Genomic DNA, 20148 nt, shown 5'->3' on the forward strand with positions numbered 1-20148 from the left:
GGTTAGATGAGTGTGGACACCAGAACACCCCGCACACCCACGGGGGACCGCTCGTCGGGATACGACGACGCTCCCGCGCTGAGCATGGTGAAGGTGCCGAGCGATCCGGCGCAGGTCATCGTCAACCACGCCAGCTTCCGCGTGCAGTTGGGCGCCTCCTCGCGGCGTGCCCTGTTCCCGCGGACCGCCTGGCACCCGAGCGGCGCCCAGTACGCCGCCCACACGTCCGTCGCCGGCACGGCGGGCCGGGCCGGGGCCGTCACCCACCGCCGCCCGGTCGTCTGGAGCGGCAGGTCCGCACCCGGCGACACCGGCGCCCACCGGCTGCTGCAGGCCGTACGCAGCGGAAGCGTCCGACACGCCGACGAGACGCCCGCCGACGCCACGGCCACGCAGGTCGTCCCACGCATCGACACCACCCCGGGCTACGGCGCCGACCCCTACGCCGGTCTCGACGAGACCGTCGAGATCCCCGTCGTCGGCGCCCAGCGCCCGCCCGCGCCCGGCGAGACCCGGCTGCTGCCGCACATGCGGACCGCGGGCAGCGCGTACGAGGAGCCGGCGTACGGATATGCGGGGTACGGAGGCACCGGGTACGGCGGCACGGGTTATGGCCAACCGCCGTACGGTGACCCCGACTTCGCGGACGCCCGGTACGCCGGGCATGACGAGTACAGGGAGTACGGAGAGTACGACGCGCAGGACGCGGCCGCCGAGGACGCGCGCCGGCCCGGCAGGCGGCACGCCGACGACCTCTCCCGGCACGCCTACTACCCCGGCCGCCGTATGAACCTCGGCGTCGTACTGCTCCCGCTGCGCGTCTTCCTCGGCGGCATCTCCGTCTACGCCGGCATGGGCAAGCTCTGCGACCCGCTCTACTTCGACGGCGGCAAACGCGGCTCCATGGTCAAGTGGCTCAACACCCTGCACCCCTGGGAAGCCGCCGAACCGCTGCGCCAGTTCGCCCTCCACCACCCCGTCGGCTCCGGACTCGTCATCGCCTTCCTCCAGGTCATCGTCGGAGTCCTCACGATCCTGGGCTGCTGGCAGCGGGTCGCCGCGGCGATCGGCGCGCTGCTCTCGGCCGCGCTCATCGTCACCGTCAGCTGGAAGACCGTTCCCGTCTACGACGCCCCGGACATCATCTACCTCGCCGCCTGGTCCCCGCTGGTCATCGCCGGCGCCCCCGTCTACTCCGTCGACGGCCGCCTCGCCGCCCTCGCCTGGCGACGGCTCGGCCCGCGCTCCGACATCTGGGAACTGCGCCAGTTCGTCCTGCGCCGCGGTGCCCTGCTCGCGGTCGTCGTCACCGGCCTCACCCTGCTGGTCGGCTCGACTCTCGGCGGCGCCGTACACGACGCCGACCGCGTGGTCGTACCCGGGCCCGGCGAAGCCCCGCGCAACGAACAGCCCGGCTCACCGCTGCCCCAGGAACCGGGCGAGCGGCAGCAGAAACCGCCGTCGGCGCCCGCCTCGCCGGCCCGGCGGGGCTCCTCGGCAAGCCCGTCCGACGGCCCCTCCACAACCCCCGGCGAGACCCGCGAGAGCGGCACCGCGACCAGCGGCGCGCCCAGCGAGACCCAGGGCACCGGCCAGACCCCGCCACGCCATCCCGCCCCGGCCCAGCAGGCACCCAGCACCAGCTCGGGCCCGACCTCCGGCGGCACCGCGACCGGCGGCAGCGGCGGCTCCAGCGGCAGCCCCGGAGGATCCGGCGGCGGCAGCTCGTCCTCCGGCCAGCCGGGACTGGTGGGCGGCCTGCTGGGATAGCCGGCACGGCACCGGATCGCCATTACGCCGACGGGGTCCCGCACAGTTCGTGTCATCCGAGCATGCGGGACCCCGTCGGCGTGCGCACCCGGATCGGGGCGCGGTGGGCCGGGCTCACCTGCCCAGCGCCGCCAGCTCCTTCGCGGCCTCCGTGAGGTCCTTCGCGGTGTCGATGGCACGCCAGTACGCGCCCTGCGGAATCGGGAAGCCGGCCAGCCGGCGTTCACGGGCCAGACGCGGGAACGTGGTGCGCTCGTGGTCGCCGCGCTCCGGGAGCAGGGCGGCGAACTCGGGCGAGAAGACGTAGACGCCCGCGTTGATCTCGAAGGTCGACGGCGGGGCCTCGATGAAGTCCGTGATGTGCCCGAAGCCGTCCGTCTGCACGGCTCCCCAGGGGATCCGCGGGCGGGCCAGCGCGAGCGTGGCGACCGCGCCGCGCTCGGTGTGGAAGTCGGCCATGTCGCGCAGCGAGAACCGGGTCCAGATGTCGCCGTTGGTCGCGTACCAGGGCTTGTCCGGGTGGGGGAGGTGAGCGGCGGCGAACTTCAGGCCGCCGCCACGGCCCAGGGGCTCGGCCTCCACGACGGTGGTGACGCGGACCGGCAGCTCCGCCGACTTCAGCCACTTCTGCAGGACCTCGGCGAGGTGGCCGCAGGAGACCACCACGTCCGTCACACCCTCCTCGGCGAGCCAGGCGAGCTGGTGACCGATGATCGGGGTGCCCGTGCCGGGGATCTCGACCATCGGCTTGGGCCGGTCGTCGGTGTAAGGACGCAGCCGTGACCCCTGACCTCCGGCCAGGATCACGGCTTGGGTGGGGCGGGACGCCGCATTCGGATGGGTCATGCCCGAACTGTACGTGCCGGTCCCCATCCGGGTCGGGGGTGTCCGGCGTCGCCGGGCCGACTGAACGCGGCCCGGCGACGGCTGGTCGCACGCTGGGGGGCCGAGGCGACCTGAGGGACTGTGTCCTGGGCCGGAGGGGCCGACCGCGCTTGGCCCCTCCGGACCGTCAGTTGTGCGCGGACTGGATGCCGGAGGCGAAGGACGTGTCGCAGACCGGTCGGGCGTAGGACTGGGCACGGGTGGGGCCGTAGATGTTGACGGCGGCGCGGCCCAGGGTGCGGGCGATGGAGGCGCAGTGCCTGGCCAGGGACGGGCGGCCGTTGACCGCCTGCTGGAGGTGGGTGAGGACGGCGCCCGGGTCCTTGTCCTGCAGCTCGGTCAGCAACTGGTCGCGCAGCACGTCCTGCGGGGCGCGGGAGCGGGCGTGCACCGGGGTTCCGGTCGCCACCGTGTCCGACGCGGTGAGCACCGAGTGGGAGGGGCTCCCCGACCAGTTGACTCGGGTGACCGCGAGGGTCCCGGAGAGCACCAGGACGACGGGCAGGACGAGGGCGAGCGAACGGCCGATCCGACGGGCGGGGCCCCGGCCGCGTCCCGTGGGGTGGGTGGTGGAGTGCTTCACGCCAGGCAGAGTAGCCGCTGGTAATGATTTGGCGACATTTAGTCACCTCTTCGAGGGACGGCCCACCCCGACTTCCCTGGCGGTGTGTTGACGCACACTGCTCGAAATGTCCCGCGCGCCGGGGAATTGCGGGGGCACGGAAAAGGGCCCCGCGCCAGGTAGCGGGGCCCTTTCCCGTCAACTCGGGTCAATCACCCGGAAGTGTCCCGAGGTTTCAGCCTCGAGGCGTCACTCACGGGGATGTCAGTCCGACAGACGCTCACCCGTCGAGGTCGAGAACACATGGATCTCGCCCGGCCGCGGCACGACGTGCAGCGTGGCGCCCTTCTCCGGGACGGAACGGCTGCTGACGCGGACGACGAGGTCCCTCTGCTCGCCGCCGACCTCGACGGTGCCGTAGACGTACCCGTCGGCGCCCGTCTCCTCCACCACGTTCACCGAGACGGCGAGGCCGGCCGGGGCGTCCTCGGTGTCCTTCGACAGCGAGGCGGCCGCACCGCCGCCCAGCTCGACCACGTCGAAGTGCTCGGGCCGGACGCCCACCGTCACCGTACGGTCACCCTTGTCGGAGGCGGCCTTCAGCGCGTCCCGGTTGACCGGCACCACGCTGTTGCCGAACTTCACACCGCCGTCGGTGATCGGCACCTCGACCAGGTTCATCGCCGGGGAGCCGATGAAGCCGGCCACGAAGAGGTTGGCGGGCTTGTCGTACATGTTGCGCGGCGAGTCGACCTGCTGCAGCAGGCCGTCCTTGAGCACCGCCACGCGGTCGCCCATCGTCATGGCCTCGACCTGGTCGTGGGTGACGTAGACGGTGGTGATGCCGAGCCGGCGCTGCAGCGAGGCGATCTGCGTACGGGTGGACACACGGAGCTTGGCGTCCAGGTTGGACAGCGGCTCGTCCATGAGGAACACCTGCGGCTCACGCACGATCGCGCGGCCCATGGCGACACGCTGACGCTGACCACCGGAGAGCGCCTTCGGCTTGCGGTCCAGGTACTCGGTCAGGTCGAGGATCTTCGCGGCCTCCTCGACCTTCTGCCGGATCTCCGCCTTGTTCACGCCGGCGATCTTCAGCGCGAAGCCCATGTTGTCGGCGACCGACATGTGCGGGTACAGCGCGTAGTTCTGGAACACCATGGCGATGTCCCGGTCCTTCGGCGGCAGGTGGGTGACGTCGCGGTCACCGATCCGGATGACCCCGGAGTTGACGTCCTCGAGCCCCGCGAGCATCCGCAGCGAGGTGGACTTGCCGCAACCGGACGGGCCGACCAGGACGAGGAACTCGCCGTCCTCGATGTCGATGTCGAGCGCGTCGACGGCGGGCTTCTCGGAACCCGGGTAGATCCGGGTCGCCTTGTCGAACTGAACAGTGGCCATGGCGAATGGGCCCCCTTCTACCGGCAGGAACGTGCCGGACGATCCGTTGTGGAAGGCGGTGCCACTACGGGTGATTCCGTTGTGGTTGTGATGGTGGTGTAGTCCACACAGGTGAACTGGCACAGGACGGTACCCGGCGTTCACCGCTCCTGTCAGTAGCCCAGGACACGTGAACTTCGCGGAAATTCTCGACGGTCCGCGCCGGAGACCTGGGTACACTGCACGGACACACCCATGCAGGCCTCCTTAGCTCAGATGGCCAGAGCGCCGCACTTGTAATGCGTAGGTCGTCGGTTCGAATCCGACAGGGGGCTCCACACGGCGAGGCCACCCGCACACCACAGTGCGGGTGGCCTCGTCCTTTTTCGCAGGTCAGCCTGTTCTGAGCACCGCTGCGAGCACCTCCCGCAGCACCCCCTCCGGGTCCGGTACGGCGCCGGCCGCGCGCCAGGCCACGAAGCCGTCCGGGCGGATCAGTACCGCGCCGTCGGGTGTCGTGCCGTGGGTGCGGGCCCAGTCCGGTGCGGTTCCGGCCTCGCTGCTCTGGGGGGCGTACGTCAGCTCGGTGCCGATGCGGTACGAGTCCAGGCGTACGCCGTCGGTCTCGGCGATGCTCCGGGCCGCCGTGTGCCAGTCCGTCGTCGACTGGGCGTCGCTCAGCAGGACCAGGGAGCGTTCGTACAGGTCGAGGGTCGAGGCGCGTTCGCCCTCGCGCCGTACCCACATGTGCGGGGCCCGGGTGCCCGGGTCGCCGGTCAGGCGCAGGGTGTCGGGGACGACCTCCTGGTCCGGGCCGGTGCCCAGGACGGCGCCGTGGAGGTAGCGGTAGCCGAGGACGACGTCGAGGATGCCGCCGCGTTTGGCGCCGCCGATGCCGGGGGCGGGGGCGAAGCCGGGGTGGCTGTGCTCGACGGAGCGGGCTGAGGCGCGGGCGCTGGTGGCCATGGCGACCGGGCGGCGTTCGGTGTCGTAGGTGTCGAGCAGGGCGGGGTCGGCCCAGCCCTCCAGGACGGCGGCCAGTTTCCAGGCGAGGTTGTGGGCGTCCTGGATGCCGGTGTTGGAGCCGAAGGCGCCGGTGGGGGACATTTCGTGGGCCGAGTCGCCGGCCAGGAACACACGCCCGGCCGTGTATCGGTCCGCGACTCGTTCGGCGGCTCGCCAGGACGCCTTTCCGGTGATCTCGACGTCGAGGCCGGGGTTGCCGACGGCGCGGCGGATGTGCCGCTGGAGGCGTTCTTCGGTGAATTCGTCGAGGGTTTCGCCGCGCTCGGGGTGCCAGGGAGCGTGGAACACCCAGTGTTCCTTGTTGTCGACGGGGAGGAGGGCGCCGTCGGCGTCCGGGTCGGTGAGGTAGCAGCAGATGAAGCGGCGGTCGCCCACGACCTCGGCGAGGAGTTTGGAACGGAAGGTGACGCTGACGTTGGCGAAGAGGTCGCCGGGGCCGTTCTGGCCGATGCCGAGGCTGCCCCGGACGGGGCTGCGGGGGCCGTCGGCGGCGACGAGGTAGGCCGCGCGGACGGTGTACCGCTCGTCGGTGGCCCGGTCCCGTACGACGGCTGTGACCCCTTCGCTGTCCTGTTCGAAGGTTTCCATCTCGTGGGAGTAGCGCAGGTCGCCGCCGAGTCGGCGTGCGCCGGAGAGCAGGACGGGTTCGAGGTCGTTCTGGCTGCACAGGCACCAGGCGGTGGGGCTGAATTTCGCGAGGCCGCCGCCTGGGTCGATGTGTTTGAAAAGCCACTCTCCGGCGTCGCCGACCAGGGTGGGGGTCTGCAGGATGCCGTGGTTGTCCGCGAGCAGGGATGCGGCTGTCTTGATGTCGGGTTCGATGCCGGCGACCCGGAACAGCTCCATGGTGCGCACGTTGTTGCCGCGCCCGCGTGGGTGGATGGAGGTGCCGGAGTGCCGCTCGACCAGCATGTGCGGTACGCCGAGGCGGCCGAGGAACAGCGAGGTGGACAGGCCCACGAGGGAGCCGCCGACGATGAGGACGGGTACCTGGTGGTCGGCTTCTTGGTGCATCGATGCCTCCAGGAGCGGGGTGCGGGTGTGGGGGCGTATCGGGATTTCCATGCCCGGTGGAGAGCCGGTCCGCGTGCGTTCGCGGGGCCAATCACCCCTGTGATCACCCGGGTGGTGCACACGAGTCGCGGACCGTCCGGTACCGGCTCAGGATCGAGATCACGCTGACGTCGCGTCATCCGCGGTCGGCGTTCCCTCTGTCCCCCGAGCCCGAGAAGCCCGCCGATCCCCGCCAAGGAGACGTACGCAGATGACCGCCATTTCTGAGCGTGTTTCAGAACCGACCAGGCAGCAGGCCCCGAAAACCGTCTCCCAGTCCGTCTTCGACGGCTCACGGCTCCGGGTGGTGCTGCTGGTGGACGTCTGCGACGGCGCCCAGCAGCAGTTCCTGGAGGCGTATGAGCAGATGTGCAAGCAAGTCTCCTCTGTTCCCGGGCATGTCAGCGACCAGCTGTGCCAGTCGATCGAGAACCCGTCCCAGTGGCTGATCACGAGCGAGTGGGAGAGCGCTCCGCCGTTCCTCGCCTGGGTGAACAGCGAGGAGCACGTGCGGATGGTGGAGCCGATGCACAGCTGCATCCGGGACACCCGGTCGCTGCGGTTCCACATCGTGCGGGAGACCGGCGGTGAGAAGGCGGCGGCCGGGCGGCGGCTGCAGGCTCAGCCGCGGATCGGTGACGGTGTGATCCGGCACGCGCTCACCTTCACGGTGAAGCCGGGCAGCGAGCGGAAGGTCGCCGAGCTGCTGGCGAACTACAAGTCGCCCGAGGCGCGGGTCGACGACACGACCCGGTTGTGCCGGACCTCGCTGTTCATGCACGGCAACCGGGTGGTGCGGGCGATCGAGGTGCGCGGGGATCTGCTGGCGGCGTTGCGGCACGTGGCCCGGCAGCCGGAGATCCGGGCGGTGGAGGAGGCCATCAATCCGTATCTGGAGCAGGACCGGGACCTGAACGACCAGGAGTCCGCGCGGGTGTTCTTCACGCGGGCGGCGCTGCCCGCCGTGCATCACGTGACGGCCGGTCGGGAGAGCGAGGAGGCGGAGCGGCACGCGCTGTTCTACCCGGCGCGGCCGGGCATGGGCATGAAGCTGGCCGAGCTGCTGGCTCGGCAGGACGAGCGGGCCGCGGACGATCCGCGCAGTCCGGTGCTGCGCAGCACGGTGTTCGAGCGGGACGACGTGGTCGTGCGGCTGATCGACGTCCGGGACGGTCTGGAGGCCGATCCGGTCGCGGCGCTGGGGCTGGCGGATTCCGCGCGGGTGTCGGAGCTGACCAGCCTGCTCGACGAGGGTGCCGCCAAGAAGGACGGCGACCTGGCGCGGCTGCTCTCCCTGGTCCGTATGGATCTCATCACCGACCGCCGGTCCGCGTCGGACGCCTGACGCATCCCCAAGTCGACGTAGCACACCACCGGAGGAACGACGTGATCAAACCCCGACCCAGAATCGTGGATCTCAGCGAGGTCGAGCCCAACGTCAAGCGCGGAGGCGATCTGCGTGCCATGCTCACGCCGGCAACGGTCGGTTCCACCAGCGGTTTCATGGGCGTGGCCATCGTGCAGCCCGGTGACCGCATCGGCGAGCACTACCACCCGTACTCCGAGGAGTTCGTGTACGTCGTCTGCGGCGAGCTGGAGGTGGATCTGGACGGCGACCCGCATCCGCTGCGGCCGGAGCAGGGTCTGATGATTCCCGCGTACATGCGGCACCGGTTCCGCAATGTGGGGAAGGTGGAGGCGCGGATCGTCTTCCACCTGGGGCCGCTGGCGCCGCGCCCGCAGCTCGGCCACGTCGACACGGAGGGCACGGAGACCGTGCCGGTGGCGGCCGCCGCGAAGGAGGCCGGGGCGGCGGAGGCGCGGTCATGACCCGGCGGGTGGCGGTCACCGGCATAGGCGTGGTGGCGCCGGGCGGTATCGGTGCTCCGGCGTTCTGGGACCTGCTGGCCGGCGGGCGTACGGCGACGCGGGGCATCACGTTCTTCGACCCGGCCGGACTGCGGTCCCGGATCGCCGCCGAGTGCGATTTCGATCCGGTGGCCGCGGGGCTGGACGAGGAGCAGGTGGCGCGCTGCGACCGGTACATCCAGTTCGCGCTGGTGGCCGGTGAGGAGGCGGTACGGGACTCGGGGCTCGACCTGGCCGGGGAGAACCCGTGGCGGGTCGCGGTCTCCCTGGGCACGGCGGTGGGCGGCACGACCCGCCTGGAGAACGACTACGTCCTGGTCAGTCACCGCGGTGAGCGCTGGGACGTGGATCACCACCGGGCCCAGCCGTATCTGGAGCGGGCGTTCACGCCGAGCACGCTGGCGTCGACGGTGGCGGAGCGGTTCGGGGCGCGCGGTCCGGTGCAGACGGTTTCGACGGGCTGCACGTCCGGGCTGGACGCGCTCGGGTACGCCCTGCACACCGTGGAGGAGGGCCGGGCGGACGTCTGCATAGCCGGGGCTTCGGACTCGCCGATATCGCCGATCACGATGGCGTGTTTCGACGCGATCAAGGCCACGTCGCCGAACAACGACGATCCCGCGCACGCCTCCCGCCCCTTCGACAACGACCGTGACGGGTTCGTCATGGGCGAGGGCGGTGCGGTGCTGGTCCTGGAGGAGCTGGAGCACGCCAGGGCCCGTGGCGCGCACGTGTACTGCGAGCTGAGCGGCTACGCCACCTTCGGCAACGCCTACCACATGACCGGTCTGACCAGTGAGGGCCTGGAGATGGCGCGTGCGATAGAGACCGCGCTGGACCACGCCCGGCTGGACGGCTCGGCGATCGACTACGTGAACGCGCACGGCTCCGGCACCCGGCAGAACGACCGGCACGAGACGGCCGCGGTGAAGCGGGCGCTGGGCCACCACGCCTACGACACGCCGATGAGTTCCATCAAGTCGATGGTGGGTCACTCGCTGGGGGCGATCGGGGCGATCGAGGTGGTGGCCTGTGTGCTGGCGCTGACCCACCAGGCCGTTCCGCCGACCGCCAACTACGAGACCCCGGACCCCGAGTGCGATCTGGACTACGTCCCGCGGGCCGCCCGCGAGCGGAAGCTGAACAGCGTGCTCTCCGTGGGCAGCGGGTTCGGCGGTTTCCAGTCGGCGGTGATCCTGACCCGGCAGAGGGAGAGGACACGATGAGCGCACCCCCCAAGCGGCGGGCCGCCGTCACCGGTATCGGTGTGGTCGCGCCCAACGGAACGAGCACCGAGGCCTTCTGGAAGTCCACCCAGGAGGGTCTGAGCGTCCTGGACCGCGTGACCCGTGAGGGCTGCGGGCACCTGCCGCTGAAGGTGGCCGGTGAGGTCCGGTCCTTCGATCCGTCGGCGGCGGTGGAGGAGCGTTATCTCGTCCAGACGGACCGGTTCACGCATTTCGCGATGGCCGCGGCCGACGCCGCTCTCGAGGACGCCCGGCTGGGCCGGGCGGACACCGAGGGGGCGCCGTTCTCGGCGGGTGTGGTCACCGCGGCCGGGTCCGGCGGGGGCGAGTTCGGCCAGGGGGAGCTGCAGAAGCTGTGGAGCAAGGGCAGCCGCTACGTCGGCCCCTGGCAGTCGATCGCCTGGTTCTACGCGGCCAGCACCGGCCAGATCTCGATCCGCCGTGGTTTCAAGGGGCCGTGCTCGGTGGTCGCCGCGGACGAGGCCGGCGGTCTGGACGCCCTGGCGCACGCGGCGCGGGCCGTGGAGCGCGGTACGGATGTGATCGTGGCGGGTTCGACGGAGGCTCCGCTGGCTCCGTATTCGATGGTCTGTCAGCTCGGTTACCGGGAGCTGAGCCCGGTGGACGATCCGGCGCGGGCGTACCGGCCGTTCACGGAGGCGGCGTGCGGGTTCGTGCCGGCCGAGGGCGGTGCGATGCTCGCCGTGGAGGAGGCGGGCGCGGCCCGGGAGCGGGGTGTGCCGGTGCGGGCCACGGTGGCCGGGCACGTGGCGACGTTCACCGGTGCCTCCCGCTGGGAGCTGTCCCGGGAGGGGCTGGCGGAGGCGATCCGCGGCGCGCTGGCCGAGGCCGGGTGTGCCCCGGAGGAGGTCGACGTGGTCTTCGCCGACGCGCTCGGTGTGCCCGAGGCGGACCGGGCGGAGGCGCTGGCCATCGCCGACGCGCTGGGCGCGCACGGGCGGCGGGTGCCGGTGACGGCACCGAAGACCGGTACGGGCCGGGCGTACTGCGCGGCGCCGGTGCTGGACGCGGTGGCGGCGGTCCTGGCGATGGAGCACGGGCTGATCCCCCCCACCCCGAACGTCTTCGACATCTGCCATGACCTCGATCTGGTGACCGGATGTGCCCGTGCCGCGCAGGTGGGTACGGCGCTGGTCCTCAGCCGGGGGCTCATGGGCTCGAACTCGGCGCTGGTTCTGCGGCACGGAGCCGTCGGCGCCCCCTGACCGGGCGCCGGAGCAACCAGCCGGGAGCAACAAGGAGAGGAACCGCATGAGTGACCGAATCACCGTGGAAGATCTGTCCGAACTCATGAAGAAGACGGCCGGTATCGCCGTCAGCCCGCAGGAGCTGGCGGAGCGGCCCGACATCGCCTTCGAGGAGCTCGGCATCGACTCGCTCGGCCTGCTCGGCATCGTGGGCGAGCTGGAGAACCGGCACGGTATGCCGATGCCGCCCGACGCGGAGCGCTGCAAGACACCCCGGAAGTTCCTCGGCCTCATCAACAGCACCCTTCTGGCAGGAGCGTGAGATGGCCGGCCACACGGAGAACGAGATCACCATCGCCGCGCCGGTGGACCTGGTCTGGGAGATGACCAACGACGTGGAGAGCTGGCCGCGGCTGTTCAGCGAGTACGCCTCCGCGGAGATCCTGTCGCGGGAAGGGGACAAGTGCACCTTCCGGCTGACGATGCACCCCGACGAGAACGGCACTGTCTGGAGCTGGGTCTCCGAGCGCGAGCCCGACCGGGACACGCTCACGGTCAAGGCCCGCCGGGTGGAGACCGGGCCGTTCGCCTACATGAACATCCACTGGCGGTACGAGGAGGTGCCCGCAGGCACGCGGATGGTCTGGACGCAGGACTTCGAGATGAAGCCTCAGGCTCCGGTCGACGACGCCTGGATGACCGACAACATCAACAAGAACTCCAAGGTCCAGATGGCCCTGATCCGCGACAAGATCGAGAAGGCCGCGGCCGGACGACGGGCCGAGCCGGCCCTGAGCACCGACTGAGCCGGACGGAGGAAGGAACGTGCACCAGGCCCTGATCGTCGCCCGGATGGCTCCGGGTTCGGCCCCCGACATCGCGAAGATCTTCGAGGAGTCCGACCGGGGGGAGCTGCCGCACCTGGTCGGCGTCACCCGGCGCAGCCTCTTCCAGTTCGGCGATGTGTACCTGCATCTGATCGAGGCGGACCGGGACCCCGGGCCGGCCGTCGCCAAGGTGGCGGACCACCCGGAGTTCCGGGGCGTCAGCGAGCGGCTGTCGGCGTACGTCAGCGCGTACGACCCCGAGACCTGGCGTTCGCCGAAGGACGCGATGGCGCGCCGCTTCTACCTGTGGGAGCGCGACTGAGCCGTCCGCCGCCGTCCGGTTCCCTCACGGACGGCCCCCGGTCGCCGGGCCCGTGGTGCAGCGGGCCCGGCGACCGGCGTGTGAGGGGGAGGAGTCGTCCTGCTGGTCAGGCGGGCACCGTGCAGTCGAAGGCGTGCAGATAGGGGTTGACCGGGCTGATGTCGTCGATGGTCAGGCCGGCCGCCTTCAGACGGCCGGCCATGCTGTCGGTGGTGTGCTTGGCCCCGCCGACGTTCAGCAGGAGCAGCAGGTCCATGGCGGTGCTGAACCGCATGGACGGGGTGTCGTCGACGAGGTTCTCGATGACGACGACGCGTGCTCCGGGCCCGCCGGCGTCGATGACGTTGCGCAGGCAGCGGGCGGTGGAGTCGTCGTCCCACTCCAGGATGTTCTTGATGATGTAGACGTCGGCCTTGACGGGGATGGCCTCGCGGCAGTCGCCGGGCACGATCCGCACCCGGTCCGCGAGCGAGCCGCCCTCGAGCAGCCGGGGGTCGGCGCCCGCCACCACGCGCGGCAGGTCCAGCAGGGTGCCGTGCAGGGTCGGGTACTTCTCCAGCAGGCCGGCCACCACGTGGCCCTGGCCGCCGCCGATGTCGGCGATGGAGGAGGCGCCGGACAGGTCGAGGAGTTCGGCGACGTCCCGGGCGGACTGCTTGCTGGAGGTCGTCATGGCCCGGTTGAAGACGTCCGCCGACTCGGGTGCGTCCTCGTTGAGGTGGACGAAGAACTCCTTGCCGTACAGGTCCTCGACGACGTTGCGGCCGGTGCGCACCGCCTCGTCCAGTCTGGGCCAGGCGTCCCAGGTCCATGGCTCGGTGCACCACAGGGTGATGTAGCGCAGGCTGTTCGGGTCGTCCTCGCGCAGCAGCCGGGACATGCCGGTGTGCGCGAAGGTGCCGTCGGGCTGTTCGGTGAAGACGCCGTAGCAGGTCAGGGCCCGCAGCAGCCGTCGCAGCGGCCCCGGCTCGGTCTTCACCGCGGCCGCGAGGTCCTCCACGGCCGTGGGGGTGTCGCCGAGCGCGTCGGCCACGCCCAGCCGGGCGGCCGCGCGGAGGGCGGCGGCACACGCCGCCCCGAACGCGAGTTCCCTGAGCCGCATGGACGGCGGTGGAGCGGTCTGAGCGGTCGTCATGTGCCGCCTTCCTTCCTTGTCGGTCCCCCGTGGGGTCCGGGTGTGGTCACGGGTGCGGTTACGGCCTCAGCACAGCCCCGCGGGCTTGGAGGCTCGGCAGGAGTTGTTCCGGAAGGTGTTGTTGTGCGTGGCGCTCTCCTGGTTGACCAGGTCGGCGGGGGAGTTGCCCCGCAGCGCGTTGTCGCTGATCCGGTTGTTCTCGCCGGCGGCGCCGACGAGGCTCTTGAAGAGCACGATGCCGCCCGACAGCGGGGACTTGCCCGAGTGGCCGGTGACCGTGTTGCGGGTCACGGCGGTCTTCTCGGCGCCGGTCAGGACGATGCCCGAGCCCTGCAGGTGGGGCAGCCGGGCGGTCGCGGCGCAGTACTTGTTGTTCTCCACGACCCGGTTGTCGCGCACGGCCAGGGCGCCGGCCCTCGGCTTGTTCTCGTCGCCGACGACGAACACGCCCGCGCAGTTGTCGGTGATCTCGTTGCCGGCGACGGTGAGGTTCCGCAGCCGGCGGACGGTGGCGCCGATCCGGTTGTTCTCGAGCCGGTTGTGGGTGATCTGGGTTCCCCCGGTGTCGATGGCTCCCTGCTCGACCGTGATGGTGTTGGCGAGGAAGAGGCCCGCGTCACCGTTGGCGCGTGCGGTGTTCTGCCGGTACTCGCTGCGCACGGAGCGCTCCTCGGCGAGGCCCCACAGCCGGTTCTTCTCGGCGGTCACGTTCCGCACGGTCAGCCGGTCGGTGTCGACCGACATCACCCCGGCGCGGGAGAAGCCGGTCACGGTCAGGTCGGAGACGGTGACACCCTTCAGGCGCTTGGCCTTGGTCCCCGTCACGCAGATGCCGCTGCCGCTTTTGCCGCAGTCGCCGGTGGCCTTGGCCACCGGCTTCAGGACGGTGTTGCGGCCCATGCCGCTCAGGGTCAGACCGGGCGTCGTCACCTTGACGCTCTCGTGGTAGACGCCGGGCGACACCAGCACGGTGTCGCCCGCCTTCGCGGAGTTCACCGCCTTCTGGATCGATTGTCCCGGGAACACCAGGTGCGTCCTGGGCACCGAGATCGGCGGAGCGGCGGCGACGCATGAGGCGGCCAGCGCGGCAGTGCTCAGGAGCAGAGCGATATGGCGTTTTGTCATATTGTGCACGCTATGGCCCGGAGGTCCGACTGCAAGGACTGATGGGCCGTTCGGGGGCGTGTCATGCGCGCAGGACGCGGCCGATCCACAGCTGTTCGGGGGAGAGCGGCCGACCGTCCGCCAGATCCCACAGGGCGTTCTGCGGGACGCGTCCGAGCGTCCATGCCCGCGCCCGGTCCCGGTCCCGCCCCAGGACGCCGGTCATGACCTCGAAGCGCGGGACGGCCTCGGTGGCGTCGAAGCGGTCGACCAGCGCCGGGAACAGTTCGAAGCCGACGTCTCCGGCGAGCGGCTCGGGGTCGATGGCGAGCCAGGGTCCACGGCCGTCGGCGAGGACGTTGTCGTAGTGCAGGTCCCAGTGCAGCAGCCGGTCACCGGGCTCGGCGACGACCTCGCGCACGGCGGCCGCACAGTCCACGAGCAGCCGGCGCGCGTCCCCGCCGGGCAGCCGCCCCAGCGGACCCGGCGCCCGCTCCAGCATGTCCCGCGCGATGTCACCCGGCCGCCGTGTCCCCGCGGGGGCCGGCACGGAGGTCAGGCGGGCCGGCAGCCGGGCGACGACCAGGGCGGCCTCCCGGGTGTCCGGCAGGCCCGTGAGCGGGCGAGTGGGGGCCAGCCGCTCCAGCAGCAGTGTGCCGGTGGGCTCGTCGTGCTCCAGCAGCCGTACGGCCCCGTCGCCGTCCCGCGCCCGCAGCGCGGCCGGCTCGCCCGCGCTCTCCTCGTCCAGGAGCTGGAGCTTCAGGACGGCGGGCAGGCCTCCCCCGAGCTCTTTCGAGCGGGGGCACTCCCAGCCCGCACCGCCGGCAGGACCAGCGCGCACACGCCGTGCATCGGCGGCCCGTCGAGCCGCAGTCGCCACCGGTCGAGGAAGCCGGCCGCCCGCCGCGGCGGGCCGGCGACGAACGCGCGGTCCGCCGCCCCGTTGAATTTCTCCTGAGAAGCGGCGAGCTCGCCCGGTATTTTGATCACCCCGACGACCATACTGGCGCCTTTGAACCCTCTCCCGGCTGAAGGCAGGGAGATTCCTGGCTCACGTCGCCTGCGGGCCCAGCGGACCAGCAGGTCTTACACGATCAACACCAGCCGGGTTGGAACCAGCCCGGTTTGGCACTGCAAGCAAAGAAGTCGCCGTGCCGGCTTGGTTCTCGCTCAGCATGGCGAAGAGCATACCAGTCCGTCCGATTCCTCCCCGCCCTGAAGGACGGGGCATCCTTGGAGGTTCCCGGTGAACGCGGTCGTGCGGATGCGGCGTGGGCTTCGGGCGGTGGCGGCGTACGTCCGCAGCGCGCCGGGGACGTACGTGTGGCTGCTGATCCTGTTCGTCACCACCGTCGCCCTGCACCACATGTCGCCGCACTTCGAACAGCAGTTCCTGCGGCAGCGGTCCACGAACATCCACGAGCTGTCGAACAACCCGGTGCGGGTGCTCTTCACCAGTGCCATGTGGATCGACGGCGGCCGCTGGCTGCCGTACGCGGTCCTCTACACGGTCTTCCACGCGCAGGCCGAGCGCTGGCTGGGCACCCTGCGCTGGCTGGTGGTGTGCGTGGCCGCGCACGTGCTGGCCACGCTGATCAGCGAGGGCGCGCTGCTGTGGGCGGTCCAGCGGCACGTGGCGCCGGGGGCGGCCGTCAACACGCTGGACGTCGGGGTGAGTTACGCCCTGGCCGGGGTGATGGGGGTGCTGACGCACCGGATGACGCCGCCCTGGCGGTATCCGTACCTGGCCGTCCTGCTGGTCCTCTACGGCGTGCCGCTGGTCGCCGGGCGCACCTTCACCGATCTCGGGCATTTCACCTCCGTGCTGATCGGTCTCGGCTGCCGTCCGCTGGTCAGGGGCCGGGGAAAGGCATGGAATCCGAAGGAGACACTGGCCGCCCTCAGGCGTTGACGTCCCCGGCCGCCCCGGCCGCCCCGGCCGCCGGGTCAGCCCACCGACTCCGGTACGGCCGCCTCAACCGGCGCCCCGTGTTCGGGGGCCTTGCCCGTGACCATCAGGCCGGCGACCAGTCCGGCCAGGAGCATGATGCCCGCCGCCCACCAGAGGGCGACCGTGTAGCCGTGCACGATGCCCTCGGGGACCACCCGCGGCCGGTCCGCCGGGCTGCGCAGGTGGGCGGCGATGTAGGCGGCGCCGCTGGTCGTGGCGATCGTGTTGAGCAGCGCGGTGCCGATCGAACCGCCCACCTGCTGGGAGGTGTTCACGGTCGCGGAGGTCACGCCCGAGTCCTGCGGGGCGACGCCCGCGGTGGCGGTGGCGAACACCGGCATGAAGGTCAGGCCCATGCCGAGGCCGATCAGCAGCAGCGCGGGCAGCACCTCGCTCACGTACTGCGAGTCGACCGTCAGCCGGGTCAGGAGCAGCAGGCCGCCCGCCGCCAGGACCATGCCGGGGACCATGAGGGTGCGCGGCGCCACGTGCTGCAGCAGCCGGGCCGAGATCTGCGTGGAGCCCACGACGATCGCGGCGGTCAGCGGCAGGAAGGCCAGGCCGGTCCTCAGCGGCGAGTAGGCGAGGATGCCCTGCAGGTAGTAGGTCATGAACAGGAACAGCCCGAACATGCCGATCACGGCCAGCATCATGGTCAGGAAGCAGCCGGCCCGGTCGCGGTCCCGGACGACGTGCAGCGGCAGCAGCGGCATCGGCGCCCGGGTCTGCCACCACACGAAGCCCGCGAGCAGTACCACGCCCCCCGCGAACAGGATCAGCACCAGTGGGTCCGTCCAGCCGCGCGGCTGGGCCTCGCTGACCCCGTAGACGACGGCCACCAGGCCGCCGCAGCCCAGCACCACCCCGAGCACGTCCAGCCGGGCGCCGGCGTTCCCGGGCCGGTCGCGCAGGAGGGTGAGGGCGCCGAGGACCGTGACGACGGCGATGGGCACGTTCACGTACAGGCACCAGCGCCAGTTCAGGAACTCGGTCAGCGCACCGCCCACGATGAATCCGATCGCCGAGCCGCTGCCCGCGAGGGCGCCGTAGATGCCGAAGGCCTTTCCGCGTTCTCTCGGGTCGGTGAAGGCCGTGGTCAGCAGGGAGAGCGCGGAGGGGGCGAGGACGGCGGCGAAGGCGCCCTGGAGCGCGCGGGCGCCGTAGAGCATGCCGGAGGACGTGGCCGCGCCCCCGAGCGCGGAGGCGACGGCGAAGCCGATCAGCCCGACGACGAACGTGCGCCTGCGGCCCACCAGGTCGGCGATCCTCCCGCCGAGCAGCAGCAGCCCGCCGAAGGCGACGGAGTAGGCGGTGATGACCCACTGCCGGTTGCCGTCCGACATGTGCAGGGCGCGCTGCGCGGAGGGGAGCGCGATGTTCACGATGGTCGCGTCCAGCACCACCATCAGCTGCGCGAGCGCGATGACCACCAGGGCCCACCAGCGGTGGGGATCGGTCACTTGGGGCGATATGGACTCACCTGGACGGGTGCGGCTCATTTGGCCAGAAGACCATGATTGGGGGCGCATCGCATCCCCGTAGGAGCCGGGTTCGGTCCGACGTCGCGGCTCATGGCTCCAGCACCACCTTGCCGACTGTCCTGCGGTCCTCCAGCGCCCGGTGGGCGGCGGCCGCCGCGGCGAGCGGGAAGCGGGTCACCGCCGGGGTGAGGCGCCCCGCGGCGGCCTCCGCGAGGGCGTGCAGCTCCAGGGTGCGCAAGGGGTTCGGGCCGCCCGCCCTGCGCAGCATGACGGGGCCGAGGACCTGCTCCGACACGCCGTCGACGAGGTACGGCTCTCCGTGCGGGCCCTCGCCGGACCAGCCGAAGACGAGGTGCTGCCCGTCGGGTCCGAGCAGGGCGACCGCCTCCCGGGCGACCTCCCCGCCGACGCCGTCGAAGACCACGGTGGCGGACCGGCCGCCCAGGTGGGCGCGGACCTGTTCCGGCCATCCCGGCTCCCGGTAGTCGACGGCCAGGTCGGCGCCGTTCGCCCGGACCAGGGCCGTCTTCTCCGGGCCGCCCGCGAGACCGATCACGGTGGCGCCGGCGTGCTTGGCGTACTGCACGAGCAGCGTGCCGATGCCGCCCGCGGCCGCCGGGACGACGGCGACGGACCGCGGGTCCAGCTCGGTGAACCGCAGGATCCCCAGCGCCGTGCGGCCCGTGCCGATCATCGCGACGGCCTGGGCGGGGTCCAGGTTCCCGGGTACCTCGTGGAGCCGGTCGACGTCGGTGACGGCCAGCTCGGCGTATCCGCCGGGGGCGAAGCCGAGGTGGGCGACGACCCGCCGGCCGAGCCACCGGCCGTCCACGCCCGCACCGAGCGATTCGACCCGGCCGGCCACCTCACGGCCGGGGACGGTGGGCAGGGCGGGCAGCTCCGGCAGCGGTCCCTGCCGCCCCTCGCGCAGCGCGGTGTCCAGCAGATGGACACCGGCGGCGGCGACGGCGATACGGACCTGGCCGGGGCCGGGAAGGGGTTCGTCGACCTGTTCGTGGGTCAGGTTCTCGGCAGGGCCGAAGGCGTACAGACGTATGGCGTACATGCGGACACTGTTCAACCTCGAGCAAGGTTGAGGTCAAGGGTGGGGGAGTGTCAGTGGCGGGGTGCAGCATGGGGTCATGGTGAGGAGAACGAGCGGCGGCACCGGCGTGAAGGGTGCGCGGCGGCCCGAGGTGCGGTTGCCGGGGCTGGAGGCGTACGGCGGCGGAGGGCTGGCGCCGGACGGGGACTACGACGGGCTCGAGTTCCGGGAGGAGGACTTCGCCGGGCAGGACGGGGCGGGTGCGCGTTTCCTGGACTGCGCGCTCAGGGGCTGCGCGCTGGACGACACGTCACTGCGTCACGCGCGCCTCCTCGACTCGGTCCTCACCGGCATACGGGGTGTCGGCACCGACCTCGCCGAGGCGACCCTGCGGGACGTGGAGGTGGTCGACGCCCGCCTCGGCGGTGTGCGGCTCCACGGGGCGGTCCTGGAGCGGGTGTGGATCCGCGGCGGCAAGATCGACTACCTGAATCTGCGCAAGGCCCGGCTCAGGGACGTCGTCTTCGAGGGGTGCGTCCTCGTCGAGCCGGACTTCGGGGGCGCCCGGCTGGAGCGGGTGGAGTTCGTGGACTGCGTGCTGAAGGGCGTGGACTTCAGCGCGGTGACCTTCACGGACGTGGACCTGCGGGGTGCCGCCTCCCTGGAGATCGCGGGCGGGGTGGACCGGCTGGCGGGGGCCGTGATCAGCACCGGTCAGCTCCTGGACCTGGCGCCGGTGCTGGCGGCGGAGCTGGGGATCAGGGTGGAGGGGTGAGGAGGGTTCAGACACGGGGGTAGCGGGCCTGGAGGGTCCAGATCACCGGGTTCTCCGCCAGGTCCTCGTGCAGGTCGCACAGGTCGGCGATCAGGTCGTGCAGGAAGTCGCGGGCCTCGCGGCGCAGCTCCGTGTGGGAGAAGGTCAGCGGGGGCTCCTCGGCGGGCATCCAGTCGGACTCGATGTCGACCCAGCCGAAGCGGCGCTCGAAGAGCATGCGGTCCGTGGACTCGGTGAAGTCCAGCTCGGCCCGTTGCGGGCGGGAGGCGCGGGAGCCGGCCGGGTCCTGGTCCAGCCGCTCGGCGATGTCGCACAGGGCCCAGGCGAAGTCCAGCACCGGCACCCAGCCCCAGGCCGTGGCCAGTTCGCGGTCCGCCTCGGTGTCGGCCAGGTAGACGTCGCCGCAGAACAGGTCGTGCCGCAGGGCGTGCACGTCCACGCGGCGGTAGTCCGTCTGCGGAGGGTCGGGGAAGCGGTTGGAGAGGGCGTAGCCGATGTCGAGCACGTA

19 protein-coding genes, 1 tRNA gene and 1 pseudogene are annotated in these 20148 nt (G+C 71.5%); 11 read left to right on the forward strand and 10 right to left on the reverse strand.

Going from position 1 to position 20148, the window contains the following annotated elements; translation table 11 throughout:
- The first annotated feature begins 6 nt into the window (after window positions 1-6).
- Window positions 7-1770, forward strand: coding sequence for a DoxX family membrane protein (locus tag ACX25U_RS19500; RefSeq protein WP_454393821.1), 1764 nt, complete (start codon window positions 7-9; stop codon window positions 1768-1770).
- 114 nt (window positions 1771-1884) lie between these two features.
- Here ACX25U_RS19500 and ACX25U_RS19505 read toward each other — a convergent pair whose 3' ends face one another.
- The 3 genes from ACX25U_RS19505 to msiK form a co-directional block, all read right to left on the reverse strand.
- Window positions 1885-2616 (reverse strand): nucleotidyltransferase family protein, encoded by a 732-nt coding sequence (locus ACX25U_RS19505; RefSeq protein ID WP_454393823.1) that lies wholly within the window; start codon window positions 2614-2616, stop codon window positions 1885-1887.
- A 166-nt stretch (window positions 2617-2782) separates the two neighbouring features.
- The gene (locus tag ACX25U_RS19510; RefSeq protein WP_454393825.1) at window positions 2783-3238 is read right to left on the reverse strand and encodes a hypothetical protein; all 456 of its coding nucleotides are present in this window, start codon (window positions 3236-3238) and stop codon (window positions 2783-2785) included.
- A gap of 243 nt (window positions 3239-3481) precedes the next feature.
- Window positions 3482-4618 (reverse strand): diacetylchitobiose ABC transporter ATP-binding protein MsiK, encoded by a 1137-nt coding sequence (gene msiK, locus ACX25U_RS19515; protein ID WP_454393827.1) that lies wholly within the window; start codon window positions 4616-4618, stop codon window positions 3482-3484.
- 240 nt (window positions 4619-4858) lie between these two features.
- On the opposite strand from msiK, the gene ACX25U_RS19520 reads away from it, so the two are divergent.
- Window positions 4859-4935 (forward strand) — tRNA-Thr (locus ACX25U_RS19520).
- A 55-nt stretch (window positions 4936-4990) separates the two neighbouring features.
- On the opposite strand, the gene ACX25U_RS19525 is transcribed toward ACX25U_RS19520, so the two are convergent.
- Window positions 4991-6637 (reverse strand): FAD-dependent oxidoreductase, encoded by a 1647-nt coding sequence (locus tag ACX25U_RS19525; RefSeq protein ID WP_454394365.1) that lies wholly within the window; start codon window positions 6635-6637, stop codon window positions 4991-4993.
- Window positions 6638-6887: 250 nt separating this feature from the next.
- On the opposite strand from ACX25U_RS19525, the gene ACX25U_RS19530 reads away from it, so the two are divergent.
- Genes ACX25U_RS19530 through ACX25U_RS19560 form a run of 7 tightly spaced genes read left to right on the forward strand, consistent with a single transcriptional unit; the run spans window position 6888 to window position 12149 of the window.
- Entirely contained in the window at window positions 6888-8021 is a 1134-nt protein-coding gene (locus ACX25U_RS19530) for a SchA/CurD-like domain-containing protein (protein WP_454393829.1), read from the forward strand.
- Between the two features lie 41 nt (window positions 8022-8062).
- Complete coding sequence (locus tag ACX25U_RS19535; protein WP_454393831.1) at window positions 8063-8506, forward strand: cupin domain-containing protein; 444 nt, start codon at window positions 8063-8065, stop codon at window positions 8504-8506.
- Window positions 8503-9771, forward strand: a complete 1269-nt coding sequence (locus tag ACX25U_RS19540; RefSeq protein WP_454393833.1) for a beta-ketoacyl-[acyl-carrier-protein] synthase family protein — start codon at window positions 8503-8505, stop codon at window positions 9769-9771. Before ACX25U_RS19535 ends, ACX25U_RS19540 begins: the two co-directional genes overlap by 4 nt.
- Complete coding sequence (locus ACX25U_RS19545; protein ID WP_454393835.1) at window positions 9768-11018, forward strand: beta-ketoacyl synthase N-terminal-like domain-containing protein; 1251 nt, start codon at window positions 9768-9770, stop codon at window positions 11016-11018. Before ACX25U_RS19540 ends, ACX25U_RS19545 begins: the two co-directional genes overlap by 4 nt.
- A gap of 46 nt (window positions 11019-11064) precedes the next feature.
- On the forward strand, window positions 11065-11322 hold the full coding sequence (locus tag ACX25U_RS19550; RefSeq protein WP_454393837.1) for an acyl carrier protein: 258 nt from the start codon (window positions 11065-11067) through the stop codon (window positions 11320-11322).
- Between the two features lies 1 nt (window position 11323).
- Window positions 11324-11806 (forward strand): SRPBCC family protein, encoded by a 483-nt coding sequence (locus ACX25U_RS19555; RefSeq protein ID WP_454393839.1) that lies wholly within the window; start codon window positions 11324-11326, stop codon window positions 11804-11806.
- Between the two features lie 19 nt (window positions 11807-11825).
- Window positions 11826-12149 carry a TcmI family type II polyketide cyclase gene (locus ACX25U_RS19560; RefSeq protein ID WP_454393841.1) on the forward strand — a complete coding sequence of 108 codons (324 nt, stop codon included), beginning with the start codon at window positions 11826-11828 and terminating at the stop codon, window positions 12147-12149.
- A 106-nt stretch (window positions 12150-12255) separates the two neighbouring features.
- On the opposite strand, the gene ACX25U_RS19565 is transcribed toward ACX25U_RS19560, so the two are convergent.
- The 3 genes and pseudogenes from ACX25U_RS19565 to ACX25U_RS19575 all read right to left on the reverse strand — a co-directional run bounded on the left by ACX25U_RS19565 (window position 12256) and on the right by ACX25U_RS19575 (window position 15390).
- Window positions 12256-13284, reverse strand: coding sequence for a methyltransferase (locus ACX25U_RS19565; protein WP_454393843.1), 1029 nt, complete (start codon window positions 13282-13284; stop codon window positions 12256-12258).
- A 66-nt stretch (window positions 13285-13350) separates the two neighbouring features.
- Window positions 13351-14409 (reverse strand): right-handed parallel beta-helix repeat-containing protein, encoded by a 1059-nt coding sequence (locus ACX25U_RS19570; RefSeq protein WP_454393845.1) that lies wholly within the window; start codon window positions 14407-14409, stop codon window positions 13351-13353.
- A gap of 61 nt (window positions 14410-14470) precedes the next feature.
- Window positions 14471-15390: pseudogene (locus tag ACX25U_RS19575) on the reverse strand (aminoglycoside phosphotransferase family protein).
- Between the two features lie 262 nt (window positions 15391-15652).
- Between ACX25U_RS19575 and ACX25U_RS19580 the strand changes: the two are divergent.
- The gene (locus ACX25U_RS19580; RefSeq protein WP_454394367.1) at window positions 15653-16300 is read left to right on the forward strand and encodes a rhomboid-like protein; all 648 of its coding nucleotides are present in this window, start codon (window positions 15653-15655) and stop codon (window positions 16298-16300) included.
- Between the two features lie 35 nt (window positions 16301-16335).
- Here the strand turns inward: ACX25U_RS19580 and ACX25U_RS19585 are convergent, their stop codons facing one another.
- Complete coding sequence (locus tag ACX25U_RS19585) at window positions 16336-17838, reverse strand: MFS transporter (RefSeq protein WP_454393847.1); 1503 nt, start codon at window positions 17836-17838, stop codon at window positions 16336-16338.
- 70 nt (window positions 17839-17908) lie between these two features.
- Window positions 17909-18886, reverse strand: a complete 978-nt coding sequence (locus ACX25U_RS19590; protein WP_454393849.1) for a zinc-binding dehydrogenase — start codon at window positions 18884-18886, stop codon at window positions 17909-17911.
- Between the two features lie 76 nt (window positions 18887-18962).
- On the opposite strand from ACX25U_RS19590, the gene ACX25U_RS19595 reads away from it, so the two are divergent.
- Window positions 18963-19640 (forward strand): pentapeptide repeat-containing protein, encoded by a 678-nt coding sequence (locus ACX25U_RS19595; protein WP_454393851.1) that lies wholly within the window; start codon window positions 18963-18965, stop codon window positions 19638-19640.
- Between the two features lie 7 nt (window positions 19641-19647).
- Here ACX25U_RS19595 and ACX25U_RS19600 read toward each other — a convergent pair whose 3' ends face one another.
- Complete coding sequence (locus tag ACX25U_RS19600; protein WP_454393853.1) at window positions 19648-20145, reverse strand: hypothetical protein; 498 nt, start codon at window positions 20143-20145, stop codon at window positions 19648-19650.
- Window positions 20146-20148 lie beyond the last annotated feature (3 nt).

This window comes from Streptomyces sp. JNUCC 63 (assembly GCF_054366325.1).

Bases quoted from the DNA above. Each gene is read 5' to 3' on its own strand.
- ACX25U_RS19565 (WP_454393843.1), bottom strand. From the start codon at position 13,284: ATGACGACCGCTCAGACCGCTCCACCGCCGTCCATGCGGCTCAGGGAA.
- ACX25U_RS19500 (WP_454393821.1), top strand. From the start codon at position 7: ATGAGTGTGGACACCAGAACACCCCGCACACCCACGGGGGACCGCTCG.
- ACX25U_RS19555 (WP_454393839.1), top strand. From the start codon at position 11,324: ATGGCCGGCCACACGGAGAACGAGATCACCATCGCCGCGCCGGTGGAC.
- msiK (WP_454393827.1), bottom strand. From the start codon at position 4,618: ATGGCCACTGTTCAGTTCGACAAGGCGACCCGGATCTACCCGGGTTCC.
- ACX25U_RS19545 (WP_454393835.1), top strand. From the start codon at position 9,768: ATGAGCGCACCCCCCAAGCGGCGGGCCGCCGTCACCGGTATCGGTGTG.
- ACX25U_RS19550 (WP_454393837.1), top strand. From the start codon at position 11,065: ATGAGTGACCGAATCACCGTGGAAGATCTGTCCGAACTCATGAAGAAG.
- ACX25U_RS19585 (WP_454393847.1), bottom strand. From the start codon at position 17,838: ATGAGCCGCACCCGTCCAGGTGAGTCCATATCGCCCCAAGTGACCGAT.
- ACX25U_RS19580 (WP_454394367.1), top strand. From the start codon at position 15,653: ATGCGGCGTGGGCTTCGGGCGGTGGCGGCGTACGTCCGCAGCGCGCCG.
- ACX25U_RS19570 (WP_454393845.1), bottom strand. From the start codon at position 14,409: ATGACAAAACGCCATATCGCTCTGCTCCTGAGCACTGCCGCGCTGGCC.
- ACX25U_RS19540 (WP_454393833.1), top strand. From the start codon at position 8,503: ATGACCCGGCGGGTGGCGGTCACCGGCATAGGCGTGGTGGCGCCGGGC.
- ACX25U_RS19595 (WP_454393851.1), top strand. From the start codon at position 18,963: ATGGTGAGGAGAACGAGCGGCGGCACCGGCGTGAAGGGTGCGCGGCGG.
- ACX25U_RS19525 (WP_454394365.1), bottom strand. From the start codon at position 6,637: ATGCACCAAGAAGCCGACCACCAGGTACCCGTCCTCATCGTCGGCGGC.
- ACX25U_RS19505 (WP_454393823.1), bottom strand. From the start codon at position 2,616: ATGACCCATCCGAATGCGGCGTCCCGCCCCACCCAAGCCGTGATCCTG.
- ACX25U_RS19590 (WP_454393849.1), bottom strand. From the start codon at position 18,886: ATGTACGCCATACGTCTGTACGCCTTCGGCCCTGCCGAGAACCTGACC.
- ACX25U_RS19530 (WP_454393829.1), top strand. From the start codon at position 6,888: ATGACCGCCATTTCTGAGCGTGTTTCAGAACCGACCAGGCAGCAGGCC.